We start from the raw sequence: 15,352 nt of genomic DNA, 5'->3' as shown, positions 1-15,352 counted from the left end.
TCATTTTACTAAGGACCGTATCGTGACCCATATCTACAACTTCTCCGCCGGCCCCGCCGTCCTGCCCAAGGAAGTGCTGGCGCAAGCGGCCGCTGAAATGCAGGACTGGCATGGCAGTGGCATGTCGGTGATGGAAATGAGCCACCGTGGTCCCGAATTCATCTCCATCTACAAGCAGGCGGTGGCCGACCTGCGCGAGCTGCTGGCCGTGCCAGACAACTACCGGATTCTGTTCCTGCAGGGCGGTGGCCTGGGCGAGAACGCCATCATCCCGATGAACCTGGTGGGCCTGGCCGCGCAGCAGCCGGCCACCATCGACTTCGTGCACACGGGCTCGTGGTCGGGCAAGTCGATCCAGGAAGCGGCCAAGTACGCCAACGTCAACGTGGCAGCCTCGTCCAAGGCCGCCCATTTCACGGGCGTGCCGCCGGTCGACGAATGGAAGCTGACGCCGGGCGCCGCCTACCTGCACATCTGCACCAATGAAACCATCGATGGCGTGGAATTCCAGCTGGCGCCGAACGTGCCGGCTGGGACCACCATCGTGGCCGACATGTCGTCGCACATTCTGTCGCGCGTGATCGATGTATCGCAATATGGCGTGATCTTCGGCGGTGCGCAGAAAAATATCGGCCCGGCCGGCCTGACCGTGGTCATCGTGCGCGAAGACTTGCTGGGCAAGGCGCTGCCGATCTGTCCGTCGGCCTTTGACTGGACCATCGTGGCCGAACATGAATCGATGTACAACACGCCGCCCACCTACGGCATCTATATCGCCGGCCTGGTTTTCCAGTGGCTCAAACGCCAGGGTGGCGTTGCAGCCATGGAACAGCGTAATATTGAGAAAGCGGCGCTGCTGTACGCGGCGCTCGATGCGGACGACTTTTACCAGAACCGGGTCGACCCCGCATACCGCTCGCGCATGACCATCCCGTTCTATCTGCGCGATGAAAGCTTGAACGACGCATTCCTGGCCGGCGCCAAGCAGCGCGGCCTGCTGCAACTGAAGGGCCATAAGTCCGTCGGCGGCATGCGTGCATCGATCTATAACGCGATGCCGATCGAGGGCGTGCAAGCCCTGGTGAACTATTTGAACGAGTTTGCCGGACGCTGAGTCGCATTGACGACCGCGCCGGCCCGCCGCCGGCGCAGGCCGCGCGGCCATGATTGAAGTACAGCTGACGAAACAAACAACCATGACCGATAAATTGAAACCGCTGCGCGAACAGATCGATGCGATCGACGCGCAAATCCTCGAACTGCTGAATCGCCGCGCGCAAATCGCCCAGCAAGTGGGCCATGTGAAGGCCGAAACGCAGGCGCCCGTGTTCCGCCCCGAGCGCGAAGCGCAGGTGCTGCGCGGCGTGGCCGAGCGCAATCCCGGCCCCATGGGCGACCGCGAAGTGCAGACCATCTTCCGCGAAATCATGTCGTCCTGCCGCTCACTGGAAAAGAGGGTCACCGTGGCGTATCTTGGCCCGGCCGGCACCTTCAGCGAACAGGCCGTGTACCAGCAGTTCGGCAGCGCCGTCGAAGGCTTGCCGTGCGCCTCCATCGATGAAGTGTTCCGCTCCGCCGAGGCGGGAACGGCGGACTTCGGCGTGGTGCCGATCGAGAATTCCTCGGAAGGCGCCGTCAACCGCACCCTCGACATGATGCTGCAGACGAGCCTTGTCATCAGCGGCGAGGTGGCGATCGCCGTGCACCACAGCCTGATGACGAAGAGCGGCAACATGGATGGCGTCACCGCCATCTGCGCCCATTCGCAGGCGCTGGCGCAGTGCCAGGTGTGGTTGAACCAGAATTACCCGCACATCGCGCGCCACGCCGTGGCCTCGAACGCCGAGGCGGCCCGCATGGCCGGCGAAGATGGCACGGTGGCGGCCATCGCCAGCGAACTGGCGGGCGCGCAGTACAAGCTGGGCGTGGTCAAGGGCCATATCCAGGACGACCCGCACAACCGCACGCGCTTTGCCGTCGTGGGCACCTTGCAGACGGCGCCGTCGGGCAAGGATCAGACGTCGCTGGTGCTGGCCGTGCCGAACAAGGCGGGCGCCGTGTACCAGTTGCTGGCGCCGCTGGCGAAACACGGCGTGTCGATGACGCGCTTCGAGTCGCGCCCGGCGCGCATGGGCAGCTGGGAGTATTATTTCTATGTCGATGTGGAAGGCCATGTGCACGACGCGGCCGTCGCCCAGGCGCTGGCCGAGCTGCAGAGCAACGCGGCGTTTTTCAAGGTGCTGGGGTCATATCCGGTCAGCCTGTGAAGTTGTAGCGATTCTTACAATCACCCACTTTTTTAAAGAACACCATGTCTAAAAATATCGGTCCAGAATACGTCCGCGCCATCGCCCCTTACCAGAGCGGCAAACCGATCGCGGAAGTCGCGCGCGAATTCGGCCTCGACGAGGCAGCCATCGTCAAGCTGGCGTCGAATGAAAACCCGTACGGCATGCCGGCATCGGCCAAGCAGGCGATGATCGCCGCCATCGATGACCTGGGCCGCTATCCGGACGCCAACGGCTTCGACTTGAAAGCCGTGCTGTCCAAGCGCTACGACGTGCCGGCCGACTGGATCACCCTGGGCAACGGCAGCAACGACATCCTGGAAATCGCCGCGCACGCGTTTGTCGAACACGGCCAGTCCGTCGTCTACTCGCAGTACTCGTTCGCCGTGTACGCGCTGGCCACGCAAGGCCTGGGCGCGCGCCACATCGTCGTGCCCGCGCAAGCGTATGGCCATGACCTGGACGCGATGGCGGCGGCGATCGCCGACGACACGCGCTTGATCTTCATCGCCAACCCGAACAACCCGACCGGCACCTTCCTGACGGCGGCGCAGCTGGAAGCCTTCCTCAAGAAAGTGCCGCAGCACGTCGTCGTCGTGCTCGACGAGGCCTACAACGAATTCCTGTCGGCCGAAGACCAATATGAGTCGACGGCGTGGGTGCGCCAGTATCCGAACCTGGTGGTCTCGCGCACCCTGTCGAAGGCCTACGGCCTGGCCGGCCTGCGCATCGGCTTCGCCATCGCCCAGCCGGCGCTGACGGACCTGATGAACCGCATCCGCCAGCCTTTCAATGTGAATTCGCTGGCGCAGGCGGCGGCGATCGCCGCCCTGAACGACAAGGCCTTCCTCGAGCAAAGCGCGCGCAACAACGCGGCCGGCTACCAGCAGTTCACGGAAGCGTTCACGCAACTGGGCCTGGAATTCGTGCCATCGCACGGCAATTTCGTGCTGGTCAAAGTGGGCGACGACGACGAGGCGGGTGCGCGCGTGAACCTGGCGCTGCTGAAACAGGGCGTGATCGTGCGTCCCGTCGGCAGCTACGGCTTGCCGCAATGGCTGCGCATTTCCATCGGCCTGCCGCAGGAAAACGCCATCTTCATCGCCGCGCTGACGAAAGCGCTGGCCTGACGATATGACGACGCCTGCACTGAAAAAAATCGTCATCTTCGGCGTGGGCCTGATCGGCGGCTCGTTCGCGCGCACTTTGAAACACGCGGGCGCGGTTGGCACGGTGGTCGGCATGGGCCGCTCGCCGGCCTCGATGGCCCGCGCGCGCGAACTGGGCATCATCGACGCGATCGGCGGCGACATGGCCGATGCCTTGCATGGCGCCGACCTGGTGCTGCTGGCCGCGCCCGTGGCGCAGACGGGCGCCATCCTGGCGTCCATCGCGCCGCACCTGCAACCCGGCACCGTCGTCACCGATGCGGGCAGCACGAAAAGCGACGTGGTGGCGGCGGCGCGCGCGGCGCTCGGTGGAAAAGTCGGGCAATTCGTGCCCGGCCACCCGATCGCGGGACGCGAGACGAATGGCCCCGACGCAGCCATCATCGATCTGTATCAAGGCAAGAAAGTGGTGCTCACGCCGCTGGCGGAAAACGCCGCGGCCGACGTGGAGCGGGTGGCGGCCGCGTGGCGCGCCTGCGGCGCCATCCTGCACACCTTGAGCCCGGAAGAACATGACAAGGTGTTTGCCGCCGTCAGCCATCTGCCGCATCTGCTGGCCTTTGCGCTGGTTGACGACATCGCCAACAAACCGCACGCGGGCCTGCTGTTCCAATACGCGGCCAGCGGCTTTCGCGACTTTACGCGCATCGCCGGCTCATCGCCGGAAATGTGGCGCGACATCAGCCTGGCCAACCAGCCGGCGCTGCTGCACGAACTGGACGCCTACCTGGCGCAGTTGACGACCTTGCGCGCCCACCTGGCCGCGAACGACGGCGCCGCCATCGAAGGCGTGTATGCGAACGCCCAGCACGCGCGGCAGCAATGGATCGAGGCGATCGAAACGGCGGAAATACCCGCCGCGCCCACACGATAAATACTCAAGGATTCCAGCATGACCCAGACCAAGCACTACCCCCACCATATCGATTTGAAGCCGGTGATGCACGCCGAAGGCACGGTGCGCCTGCCCGGCTCGAAAAGCATTTCCAACCGCGTGCTGCTGCTGGCCGCGCTGGCCAAGGGCACGACGAAGATCGTCGACCTGCTCGCCTCCGACGACACCTTCGTCATGCTGACGGCCCTGACGTCGCTGGGCGTGAAATGGACGCAGGATGAATTGACGGGCGACCCGGCCACGGCGCACCAGATCCACCACGTGGAAGGCTGCGGCGGCGTGTTCCCGCACCACGCGGCGGACCTGTTCATGGGGAACGCCGGCACGGCCATCCGCCCGCTGACGGCGGCCCTGGCCGTCATCGGCGGCGACTACACCCTGCATGGCGTGTCGCGCATGCACGAGCGCCCGATCGGCGACCTGGTCGACGCGCTGAACGCCGTCGGCACGCAGATCGAATACACGGGCGAGCAGGGCTTCCCGCCGCTGCGCATCCGCCGTGGCCACATCCACGCGCAGCGCATCGCCGTGCGCGGCAACGTGTCGAGCCAGTTCCTGACGGCCCTCTTGATGGTGGCGCCGCTGATGGCGCGCGACCATGCCGTGACCATCGATGTGACGGGCGAGCTGATCTCGAAGCCGTACATCGAGATCACCCTGAACCTGATGCGCCGTTTCGGCGTGACGGTCGAGCATGACGGCTGGCAGTCGTTCACCGTGCAGCCGGGGCAGCAGTACCAAAGCCCGGGCACCATCCACGTCGAAGGCGACGCTTCATCGGCCTCGTATTTCCTGGCGGCCGGCGCCATCGGCGGCGGTCCCGTGCGCGTGGAAGGCGTGGGGCGCGACAGCATCCAGGGCGACGTGCGCTTCGTCGAAGCCTTGCAGCAGATGGGCGCGACCATCACCATGGGCGAGAACTGGATCGAGGCGCGCTCGAACGGCGTGCTGAAAGCCGTCGACATGGATTTCAATCACATTCCCGACGCGGCCATGACGATCGCCGTGGCCGCCCTGTACGCGGATGGCACCTCGACCTTGCGCAACATCGCCAGCTGGAGGGTGAAGGAAACCGACCGCCTGGCCGCCATGGCGACGGAGTTGCGCAAGCTGGGCGCGGAAGTGGAAGAGGGCGCGGACTACCTGCGCGTGACGCCGCCGGCGCAGATTCTTGCCGCCACCATCGACACGTATGACGACCACCGCATGGCCATGTGCTTTTCGCTGGCCTCGCTGGACGGCGCCGCGCGCCGCGGCAACGCCATGCGCATCAACGACCCGAAATGCGTGGCCAAGACCTTCCCCGAGTACTTCGCCGCATTTGCGGGGATTGCCAAAGATACCTTGATTTAATTGATTGTTTAATACTATGTCGACCTCCAACATCCCAGTCATCGCCATCGACGGCCCCACCGCTTCCGGCAAGGGCACGGTGGCGCACCGCGTGGCCGACAAGCTGGGCTTTCATTACCTGGACTCGGGCGCGCTGTACCGCCTGACTGCACTGTCTGCCCTGCGCCGCGGCACCGATTTGCGCGACGAGCACGCGCTGGCCAAGCTGGCCGAGCACTTGTCTTGCCACTTTGCCAATGGCGAGATCCTGCTGGCGCAGGAAAACGTTACCGAGCAGATCCGTGCCGAAGAAGTGGGCAATACGGCGTCGAAAATTGCCGTGTTGCCAACAGTTCGCCATGCCCTGGTCAACTTGCAGCTGGGTTTTCGCAAGACGCCGGGCCTGGTGGCCGACGGGCGCGACATGGGCACGGTGATCTTCCCGCACGCCCAACTGAAGGTGTTCCTCACGGCCAGCGTCGAGGCGCGCGCGCAACGGCGCTACAAGCAATTGATAGACAAGGGTTTTTCTGCTAAGATGGAAGACCTTCTGATGGATTTGCAGGCGCGGGACGAACGTGATACTCACCGTGCGATTGCGCCGCTGGTCCCTGCGGAAGGGGCGCATGTCCTCGATACGTCGGCAATGACGGCTGATGAAGCCGTGGAAACCGTGTTGAAATGGTATGCGTTGGCTGCAAAATGAGTTGCAAAATAGTGTGATTTTTATGCTATGTGGTGCCCGTTGACGGCTCCTGGCCTGTCCGGGTGTGTCAAAAACCTAACCCAGTTTAAGTCGCATCGTGCGATCTCTGCTGGATAACCTGTGTGAACCCTATGTCTACTGTTACAACTAACGAATCTACCGGTATGGAAAGTTTTGCTGCGCTCTTCGAGGAATCGTTGTCGCGTCAAGATATGCGCTCCGGCGAAGTTATTTCCGCTGAAGTCGTGCGCCTCGACCACAATTTCGTGATCGTGAACGCTGGCCTCAAATCCGAAGCATTCATCCCTGTCGAAGAATTCAAGAACGACCACGGCGAACTGGAAGTCAAAGTTGGTGACTTCGTTTCCGTGGCGATCGAATCGCTGGAAAACGGTTTCGGCGATACCATCCTGTCGCGCGATAAAGCCAAGCGTCTGGCTTCGTGGCTGGCTCTGGAAAAAGCGATGGAATCGGGCGAAATCGTCGTCGGTACCGTCAATGGTAAAGTCAAAGGCGGTCTGACCGTGTTGACCAACGGCATCCGCGCATTCCTGCCGGGCTCGCTGGTTGATACCCGTCCTGTCAAAGACACCACCCCATTCGAAGGCAAAACCCTCGAATTCAAAGTGATCAAGCTGGATCGCAAGCGTAACAACGTGGTTCTGTCCCGCCGCGCCGTCATCGAAGCTTCGATGGGCGAAGAGCGTCAGAAACTGATGGAAACGCTGAAAGAAGGCACGGTCGTGACCGGCGTCGTCAAAAATATCACCGACTACGGCGCGTTCGTGGATCTGGGCGGTATCGATGGCCTGCTGCACATCACCGACCTGGCATGGCGCCGTGTACGTCACCCGTCGGAAGTCCTGACGGTTGGCCAGGAAATCACCGCCAAAGTCCTGAAATACGATCAAGAGAAAAACCGTGTTTCGCTGGGCGTGAAACAACTGGGCGACGATCCTTGGACCGGTCTGTCCCGTCGTTACCCACAAAGCACCCGTCTGTTCGGTAAAGTAACGAACCTGACCGACTACGGCGCGTTCGTTGAAGTGGAACAGGGTATCGAAGGTCTGGTACACGTTTCCGAAATGGACTGGACGAACAAAAACGTTGCTCCTAACAAAGTTGTCCAACTGGGCGACGAAGTAGAAGTGATGGTTCTGGAAATCGACGAAGAGCGTCGTCGTATTTCGCTGGGCATGAAACAGTGCAAAGCCAATCCATGGGACGACTTCGGTGTTACCCATAAGAAAGGTGACAAAGTCCGCGGCGCGATCAAATCGATCACCGACTTCGGCGTGTTCATCGGCCTGGCCGGCAACATCGACGGTCTGGTGCACCTGTCCGACCTGTCCTGGACCGAAACCGGCGAAGAAGCCGTGCGTCGCTTCAAGAAAGGTGACGAACTGGAAGCCATCGTTCTGGCCATCGACGTTGAGCGCGAGCGCGTTTCCCTGGGCGTCAAGCAACTGGAAGGTGACCCATTCAACAACTTCGCAGCCATGAACGACAAAGGCTCGCTGGTAACCGGTACCGTTAAATCGGTTGAGCCTAAAGGCGCCGTGATCCAACTGTCCGAAGAAGTTGAAGGCTACCTGCGCGCTTCCGAAATCTCGCGCGACCGCGTTGAAGATGCTGGTACGCACCTGAAAGTCGGCGACACCGTCGAAGCCATGGTGTTGAACATCGACCGCAAAGCCCGTGGTATCCAACTGTCGATCAAAGCGAAAGACAACGTGGAAACCCAGGAAGCCATGCAGAAGATGGCAGCTACCGACAACAACGCAGCTTCGGGCACCACCAGCCTGGGCGCCTTGTTGAAAGCTAAGTTCGATAACAAGAACTAAGACTGCGGATACGGCAGATGACAAAGTCCGAGCTGATCAACCGCCTCGCTGAGCGTTATTCTCAGCTGGTGGCGAAAGATGCGGAGTATGCCGTCAAGACCATTCTCGATGCGATGACCAACGCCCTGGCGACCGGTCAGCGTATCGAGATCCGCGGTTTTGGCAGTTTTGCCCTGAACAGCAGGCCCCCGCGCATCGGTCGCAACCCGAAATCCGGCGACAAGGTGATGGTGCCCGAAAAACGGGTACCGCACTTCAAACCGGGCAAACAGTTGCGCGAGCGGGTGGACGCGATGGTCGGGCAACCGATCATCGAGGATTAATCGTCTGCTGGAAGGCGACATAGAAAGCGGCGTCCTTGGATGCCGCTTTTTTTTGTTAATATGCTGAGAATGCCTGACATAAGCTGCTGCGCGTCGCGCTTTGCGGCCGGCGATGCTCACCGTACTTCAGTACGGTTGCGCTTCTTGGCCACAAGGGGGCGCCGAGCCTCACTGACGCTCGCTACGCTTCTGTCAGGCATTCCAAGGTTGTGCCATACGGGCATTTTTTGTACTTTCTGGGCGTATCGATGAAAATCATCTCCACCATCGTTGGCTGTGTTCTCTTCGTCCTGTTCTTCAGTTTTGCGCTGAAGAATGCGCAGGTTGTCGACCTGCATGTTTTCCTCAATTATGAAATTCGCGGCCCCCTGGTCCTGATGTTGCTGGGCTTTTTTGTCGCCGGTGCCAGCCTGGGCGTACTGGCCCTGACGCCGACCGTGTTCCGTCACCGCCGCGAAGCGAGCAAGCAAAAAACCACCATTGCCGCGCTGCAGACCGTGGGCGTGGCCAGCAACGTCCAGCCGCAACCGGACAGCGTGAGCGCGCAGTAAGCGCCGCCGTCGCTCCTATCTCTCTTACTCGAATAAAAACAATCGCATGGATTTTGAACTCTGGTGGCTCTTGGGTATCCCGGTGTTTTTCGCGCTGGGCTGGATTGCCGCGCGCGTGGACATTCATCAACTGGTATCCGAATCGCGCAGCCTGCCGCGCAATTACTTCAAGGGCTTGAATTTCCTGCTCAATGAACAGCATGACAAGGCCATCGACGCCTTCATCGAAGTCGTCAAGCTGGACCCGGAATCGGCCGATATGCACTTTGCGCTGGGCAATTTGTTCCGCCGCCGCGGCGAAACGGAGCGCGCCATCCGCGTGCACCAGAACTTGCTGGCGCGCCCGGATTTGCCGCTGGAACAGCAAGGCCATGCCGCCTACGAACTGGGCATGGACTACCTGAAGGCGGGTCTGCTGGACCGTGCCGAAGAAACCTTCAACAGCCTGATCGACACGCAATATGCGGCCCAGGCGCGCCGCGCGCTGCTGGAAATCTACCAGCGCGAAAAGGAGTGGCCACGCGCCATCGAAGCGGCCGTGGGCTTGCAGGAATCGGGCGCCGGCGCGCGCCAGAAGGAAATCGCCCAGTTCTATTGCGAACTGGCGCATGACGCCCTCGTGCACATGAAGCCGGACGACGCCATGCCGCTGCTGGAAAAAGCCTTGCAGACGGACCGCAAGAGCGTGCGCGCCACCATCCTGACGGGCGACGTGCTGCTGGCGCGCGGCGACGTGGAAGGCGCGCTGACGACCTGGCGTCGCGTGGAGCAGCAAAGCGTGCCGCACGTGGCCCTGGTGGCGCAGCGCCTGATGGATGGCTACACCAAGGTGGGCCGCGCGCAGGAAGGCGTCAACCTGCTGCGCTCCTACCTGGAAGAGGCGTCGTCGATCGACCTGATCGAAGTCGTCTTCAAGGCCGTTATCGAACTCGACGGCGTGGAAGCGGCGAAGCAGCTGGTCAGCGCGGAACTGCGCCGCACGCCGACCCTGCTGGGCCTCGATAAACTGCTGGAAGCGCGCATGATGGATGCACCGGCCGCCATCTGGTCGGAGCTGTCGATGGTGAAAAACCTCGTGCACGGCTACACGCAGAAGCTGGCCCGCTACCAGTGCAGCCATTGCGGCTTCAAGGCGCGCCAGTTCTACTGGCATTGCCCTGGCTGCAACAAGTGGGAAACCTATCCACCGCGGCGCACCGAAGAACTCAATGTAATGAACTGATTCGTACACGTCACCTTGCCCTGAGCAATGTGGCGTGTACTTCTATGTAAGACCTGCTTTTTATCCATACGGTACAACCATGAAAATCACCATTATCGGTACGGGCTATGTGGGCCTCGTGACCGGCGCCTGCCTGGCGGAGCTGGGCAACGACGTCTTTTGCCTCGACCTGGACGCACGCAAGGTCGACTTGCTCAACAGCGGCGGCATCCCAATCCATGAGCCGGGCCTGGAAGAAGTCGTGGCGCGCAATCGCGCCGCCGGCCGCATGACCTTTTCCACCGACGTCGAAGCGGCCGCCGCGCACGGCGTGATGCAATTCATCGCCGTCGGCACGCCGCCCGATGAAGACGGCTCGGCCGACCTGCAGTACGTGCTGGCGGCCGCGCGCGGCATCGGCAAGTACATGACGGACTTCAAGGTCATCGTCGACAAGTCGACCGTGCCCGTCGGCACGGCTGAAAAAGTACGCGCCGCCATCCAGGGCGAGCTGGACGCGCGCGGCGTGGCCGCCACGTTCTCGGTGGCGTCGAACCCGGAATTTCTCAAGGAAGGCGCGGCCGTCGAAGACTTCATGCGCCCGGACCGCATCGTCATCGGCGTCGACGCCACGCCGGACGGTGAACGCGCGCGCGAATTGCTGAAAAGCCTGTACGCGCCATTCAACCGCAATCACGAACGCACCTACTGGATGGACGTGCGCTCGGCCGAATTCACCAAGTACGCGGCGAACGCCATGCTGGCCACGCGCATCTCGTTCATGAATGAACTGGCGAACCTGGCCGACAAGGTGGGCGTCGACATCGAGGCCGTGCGCCACGGCATCGGCTCCGACCCGCGCATCGGCCACAGTTTCCTGTACGCCGGTTGCGGCTATGGCGGTTCCTGCTTCCCGAAAGACGTGCAGGCGCTCGAGCGCACGGCACGCGGCCACGGCCAGGAATTGCTGATCCTGCGCGCCGTCGAAGCCGTCAACGACCAGCAGAAGCAGGTGCTGGGACGCAAAGTGGTCGCTCGCTTCGGCGAAGATCTGACGGGCCGGCATTTCGCCGTGTGGGGCCTGGCGTTCAAGCCGAACACGGACGACATGCGCGAAGCGTCGGCCCGCGTGCTGCTGGCCGATTTGCTGGGGCGTGGCGCCACGGTGGCCGTGTACGACCCCGTCGCCATGGCCGAGGCGCGCCGCGTGCTGCAGCTGGACTTGACGCCGGAGCAATTGGCCAAGGTGCGCTTTGCCGACAGCCCGAAGGATGCGCTGCAGGACGCCGATGCGCTGGTCATCGTGACCGAATGGAAAGCCTTCCGCAGCCCCGACTTCGAGCAGGTCAAGGCGCGCCTGAAGCAGGCCGTGATCTTTGACGGGCGCAACCTGTTCGAGCCGGCCGTCATGGCCGAGAATGGCATCGAATACCACGGGATCGGTCGCTCGATCCTGACGCGCGCATGAGCGCCCACGAGGTGGTCGCCTTGACGGCGCCGGCCGCGTTGGCCCAGGTACGCCTGCTGGTGGTGGGCGACGTGATGCTGGACCGTTACTGGTTCGGCGACGTCAGCCGTATTTCGCCGGAGGCGCCCGTGCCCATCGTGCGCATCGAGAAGCGCGAAGAACGCCTCGGTGGCGCGGCCAACGTGGCGCGCAACGCGGCCGCGCTGGGAGCGAAGACGAGCCTGCTGGGCGTGGTCGGCGACGACGAGGCGGGCAGCCAGGTCGAGCGCCTGCTCGAGGGCGGCGGCATCCACAGCTATCTGCAGCGCGACGCGGCCATTTCCACCATCATCAAGCTGCGCGTGATCGGCCGCCAGCAGCAGATGCTGCGCATCGACTTCGAGGATGCGCCCAGCGATACGGTGCTGCGCGACAAGCTGGCGCAGTTCAATGCCCTCTTGCCGCATTACGACGTGGTGATTTTGTCCGACTACGCCAAGGGCAGCCTGGTGAACGTTGCCGAGATGATCAAGGCGGCGAGAAGTGCCGGCAAGATCGTCATGGTCGATCCGAAGGGCGATGATTTCAGCCGTTATGCGGGAGCGTCAGTGCTCACTCCGAACAAGTCCGAGCTGCGCCGCGTGATCGGCAACTGGAGCACGGAAGAGCAACTCACGGAGCGCGCGCAGCAGATGCGCGCGCAGCTGGGCCTGGACGCCTTGCTGCTGACCCGTTCCGAGGAAGGCATGAGCTTGTACACGGCCGATGAGGTGGTGCACATGCCGACCGATGCGCGCGAAGTGTTCGACGTCTCGGGCGCCGGCGACACGGTGATCGCCACCATGGCGGCCATGCTGGGCGCCGGCATGGGCCTGGGCGACGCCGTGCGCACGGCCAACCGGGCTGGCGGCATCGTCGTCGGCAAGCTGGGCACGGCCACCGTGACCCGCGACGAACTGTTCCCGCAGTAATATGTCGTCTCGCCTGCGCCAGCCCGTTTGATCTGGCGCAGGTTTTCCCTTCCTTCCGCAGTCCTGTCTTGTCAACCGTATCACGCCACAGCCGTTAAGCCGTTAAGGCGCTGTTCCTCCTTTGCGTTCGAGTCATCTTGAAACCACCTTACGGAGAGATATCCATGTTCAAAAAAATACTGCTGGCCATCGCCACCTTGATCGCGACGATGGGTTTTGCCTTTGCCCAGGTCGATGTCAACAAGGCGGACCAGGCGGCACTCGACAGCGTCAAGGGCATCGGTCCCGTCACGTCGAAAGCCATCATCGACGAGCGTGCCAAGGGGGGCGCCTTCAAGGATTGGGCCGATTTTGAAAGCCGCGTGAAGGGCATCGGTCCGAAAAGTTCCGTGAAGCTGTCCGAAGCGGGTTTGCAAGTGAATGGCCAGGCCAAGTCCGGCGCGCCAGCGGCGCCCGCTCCGGCGGCGAAAGCCGCCCCGGCAAAAAAGGAAGCTGCTGTGAAGGAAGTTGCAGCGAAAGAAGCCGCACCGAAGCCAGCTGCTGCGACCGACACCGCTGCGGCGCCAGCCAAGACAGCCGCTGAAACGAAGAAAGAAGCTGCTGCCGCGAAGAAAGAAGCCAAGGCCGCCGCTGCCGCCGCGAAAAAAGAAGCCGCCGCCGCCAAAGCTGCCGCGCCTGCCGCCGCTGCCGATGGCGCCGCGCCCGTGAAGAGCGCTGCGGAAGCGAAGAAGGAAGCTGCCGCCGCCAAGAAAGAAGCGAAGGCTGCCGCCGCTGCCGCGAAGAAGGAAGCGAAGCTGGCTGCCGCCGATGCGAAGAAGGCGGAAGCCGAGAAAAAGTAAGCGTGTTGCTGTAAGGCGTGTTGCGTGGTGGTGCCACGCAGCACGAAAAGAAAACCCCGCGTGGTACCGGCCGCGCGGGGTTTTTTTGTGCGCCGGCCAGTTTACAGCTGCGACTCGATCGGCAGCCAGCGCATCACGGACACCAGCATGCGGCGCCAGAAGCCCGCTTCGGGATCATGCGTCCACACCTTGGCGGGCACTTCGGTGGCGTCGGACCAGCGTAGGGCGCCGTTGTCGAGGAACACGCGGTAGCTGGTGTCGCTGGCCGTCGAGTGCAGGAACAGCGCGCGCATGTCGGCCGCCAGCGCGGCATCGTCGAACAGCACGCCCATCTCCGTGTTCAGCTGGGCCGAACGGGGATCGAGGTTGAAGGAGCCGACAAAGCCCCGCTGGCCATCGACCACCACGGCCTTGGTATGCAGGCTGGCGCGGCTCGACCCCATCAGGCTGATGCGCTTGCGGTGCAGGGTCTTCAATTCAAACAGGTCGACGCCGCCGCCCAGCAGCATCTGGCGGTAGCGTGCATAGCCCGCGTGCACAAGGGCCACGTCGGTGGCGGCCAGCGAGTTGGTCAGCACCTGCACCTTGACGCCGGCCGCGACTTTTTCGCCCAGGGTTTGCGTCAGCGCCGCGCCGGGCACGAAGTATGGCGAGGTCAGCATGGCTTCCGCGCGCGCGTCCGTCAACAGGGGTAGCAAGCTGTGCATGAGCCAGTGCTCGCTGCGCTGCAAACTGGCCACGGGCGCGGCTTTTTCCGGCGGGTCCGACAATACTTGCACCTGCCCGCTCCAGTGCAGGCGCAGGCGGCCATCGAGGTGGGCTTGCAGCTGGCCCGCATCGGTCAGCTGCCGCAAGTACGGCGAGGCGCCCAGTTCTCCGCTCAGCGCGTCGAGGCGGGTGCGCACAGCCTGCAATTCGGGCGCGCCCGCATTCTTGCCGGCATGCAAGGCGCGGATGGGAATGACGGCGCGGCTGTTCCAGAAACGGTCGAAGATGTCGCTCGTCTGCTGCACGGCGGGACCGACCAGCAGCAAGTCGGCATCCTGGAAATTGACTTGTTCGGCGGCATCGAAGTATTCATCGCCGATGTTGCGTCCGCCGACGAGGGCGACCCTACCGTCGACGATCCAGGCCTTGTTGTGCATGCGCCGGTTCAGGCTGACGGCGCGCAAGGCCATTTCCACGGCGCGCCACCAGATGCCGTCGCGGTTGCGGCCCGGATTGAAGATGCGCACGTCGATCAGCGGATGGCTGTCGAGCGCGAGGATGGCGGCGTCCTGGCCGCGCGCGTTGATATCGTCGAGCAACACGCGCACGCGCACGCCACGGTCGGCCGCGCGCAGCAGTTCGCGCACCAGCAGGCGTCCCGTGACGTCGTTATGCCAGATGTAGTATTGCAGGTCGAGGCTGCGGCCCGCTTCGCGCGCGCTCAGGGCGCGCAGGGCGAACGCTTCCAGGTTGTCGTCGATCAGGGCCGTGCCGCTGTGGCCCGGGCGTTGCGCCAGTTGCGGCGCCAGCACGCGGTCGAGCACGGTGGCATCCATCGCCACGGGCAAGGCCGTGCCTGGCGCCCCCAGCGACCGCTCGGCGAAGCGCCCGTAGCTGTACAGGGCGGCGATGCTGAGCGCGGCAAACAAGGTGGCCAGCAGCAGCAATTTGACGAGCATGCGGCGCACCGTCAGCGGAGCGCGCGCGTGCGGCGGCGTGCGGGATGGAGGGGGGGCTGGCGCATGCGGGTGTCTTTCGTGAGCGGACGGGGAGTGGCCGATTGTAGCAGTTTCTATAA

14 protein-coding genes are annotated in these 15,352 nt (G+C 63.1%); 13 read left to right on the top strand and 1 reads right to left on the bottom strand.

Annotated elements, in window-relative coordinates:
• Nucleotides 1-22: 22 nt before the first annotated feature.
• The 13 genes from serC (at nt 23) to GCN78_RS11275 (ending at nt 13,566) form a co-directional block, all read left to right on the top strand.
• A complete protein-coding gene (serC, locus tag GCN78_RS11335) occupies nt 23-1,114 on the top strand; it encodes a 3-phosphoserine/phosphohydroxythreonine transaminase (protein ID WP_152251795.1) in 1,092 nt (363 codons plus the stop codon).
• Between the two features lie 82 nt (nt 1,115-1,196).
• Nucleotides 1,197-2,267, top strand: a complete 1,071-nt coding sequence (gene pheA / locus GCN78_RS11330) for a prephenate dehydratase (protein WP_152251794.1) — start codon at nt 1,197-1,199, stop codon at nt 2,265-2,267.
• A gap of 44 nt (nt 2,268-2,311) precedes the next feature.
• On the top strand, nt 2,312-3,418 hold the full coding sequence (gene hisC, locus GCN78_RS11325; RefSeq protein ID WP_152251793.1) for a histidinol-phosphate transaminase: 1,107 nt from the start codon (nt 2,312-2,314) through the stop codon (nt 3,416-3,418).
• A gap of 4 nt (nt 3,419-3,422) precedes the next feature.
• Nucleotides 3,423-4,331, top strand: coding sequence for a prephenate dehydrogenase (locus tag GCN78_RS11320; RefSeq protein WP_152251792.1), 909 nt, complete (start codon nt 3,423-3,425; stop codon nt 4,329-4,331).
• An 18-nt stretch (nt 4,332-4,349) separates the two neighbouring features.
• Complete coding sequence (gene aroA / locus GCN78_RS11315) at nt 4,350-5,705, top strand: 3-phosphoshikimate 1-carboxyvinyltransferase (RefSeq protein ID WP_152251791.1); 1,356 nt, start codon at nt 4,350-4,352, stop codon at nt 5,703-5,705.
• Between the two features lie 16 nt (nt 5,706-5,721).
• Nucleotides 5,722-6,390: a (d)CMP kinase gene (gene cmk, locus GCN78_RS11310; RefSeq protein WP_152251790.1), complete on the top strand. Its 669-nt coding sequence runs from the start codon at nt 5,722-5,724 to the stop codon at nt 6,388-6,390.
• 131 nt (nt 6,391-6,521) lie between these two features.
• On the top strand, nt 6,522-8,234 hold the full coding sequence (gene rpsA / locus GCN78_RS11305) for a 30S ribosomal protein S1 (RefSeq protein ID WP_071650172.1): 1,713 nt from the start codon (nt 6,522-6,524) through the stop codon (nt 8,232-8,234).
• A gap of 17 nt (nt 8,235-8,251) precedes the next feature.
• Entirely contained in the window at nt 8,252-8,557 is a 306-nt protein-coding gene (locus tag GCN78_RS11300) for an integration host factor subunit beta (RefSeq protein WP_008446215.1), read from the top strand.
• A 248-nt stretch (nt 8,558-8,805) separates the two neighbouring features.
• On the top strand, nt 8,806-9,108 hold the full coding sequence (locus tag GCN78_RS11295; protein WP_077400759.1) for a LapA family protein: 303 nt from the start codon (nt 8,806-8,808) through the stop codon (nt 9,106-9,108).
• Between the two features lie 46 nt (nt 9,109-9,154).
• Complete coding sequence (gene lapB, locus GCN78_RS11290) at nt 9,155-10,330, top strand: lipopolysaccharide assembly protein LapB (protein WP_100875966.1); 1,176 nt, start codon at nt 9,155-9,157, stop codon at nt 10,328-10,330.
• 79 nt (nt 10,331-10,409) lie between these two features.
• On the top strand, nt 10,410-11,777 hold the full coding sequence (locus GCN78_RS11285; protein ID WP_152251789.1) for a UDP-glucose dehydrogenase family protein: 1,368 nt from the start codon (nt 10,410-10,412) through the stop codon (nt 11,775-11,777).
• The gene (gene rfaE1, locus GCN78_RS11280) at nt 11,774-12,727 is read left to right on the top strand and encodes a D-glycero-beta-D-manno-heptose-7-phosphate kinase (RefSeq protein WP_152251788.1); all 954 of its coding nucleotides are present in this window, start codon (nt 11,774-11,776) and stop codon (nt 12,725-12,727) included. The genes GCN78_RS11285 and rfaE1 overlap by 4 nt, the downstream gene beginning before the upstream one ends.
• A 164-nt stretch (nt 12,728-12,891) precedes the next feature.
• Nucleotides 12,892-13,566, top strand: coding sequence for a ComEA family DNA-binding protein (locus tag GCN78_RS11275; protein WP_152251787.1), 675 nt, complete (start codon nt 12,892-12,894; stop codon nt 13,564-13,566).
• Nucleotides 13,567-13,667: 101 nt separating this feature from the next.
• Here GCN78_RS11275 and GCN78_RS11270 read toward each other — a convergent pair whose 3' ends face one another.
• Nucleotides 13,668-15,233: a phospholipase D family protein gene (locus GCN78_RS11270; protein ID WP_152251786.1), complete on the bottom strand. Its 1,566-nt coding sequence runs from the start codon at nt 15,231-15,233 to the stop codon at nt 13,668-13,670.
• Between the last annotated feature and the right edge of the window lie 119 nt (nt 15,234-15,352).

Source organism: Janthinobacterium rivuli (genome assembly GCF_009208735.1).
GTDB lineage: Bacteria > Pseudomonadota > Gammaproteobacteria > Burkholderiales > Burkholderiaceae_D > Janthinobacterium.
The sequence above is the reverse complement of the archived record's forward strand: the minus strand, read 5'-3'. Positions and strand labels throughout refer to the sequence as shown.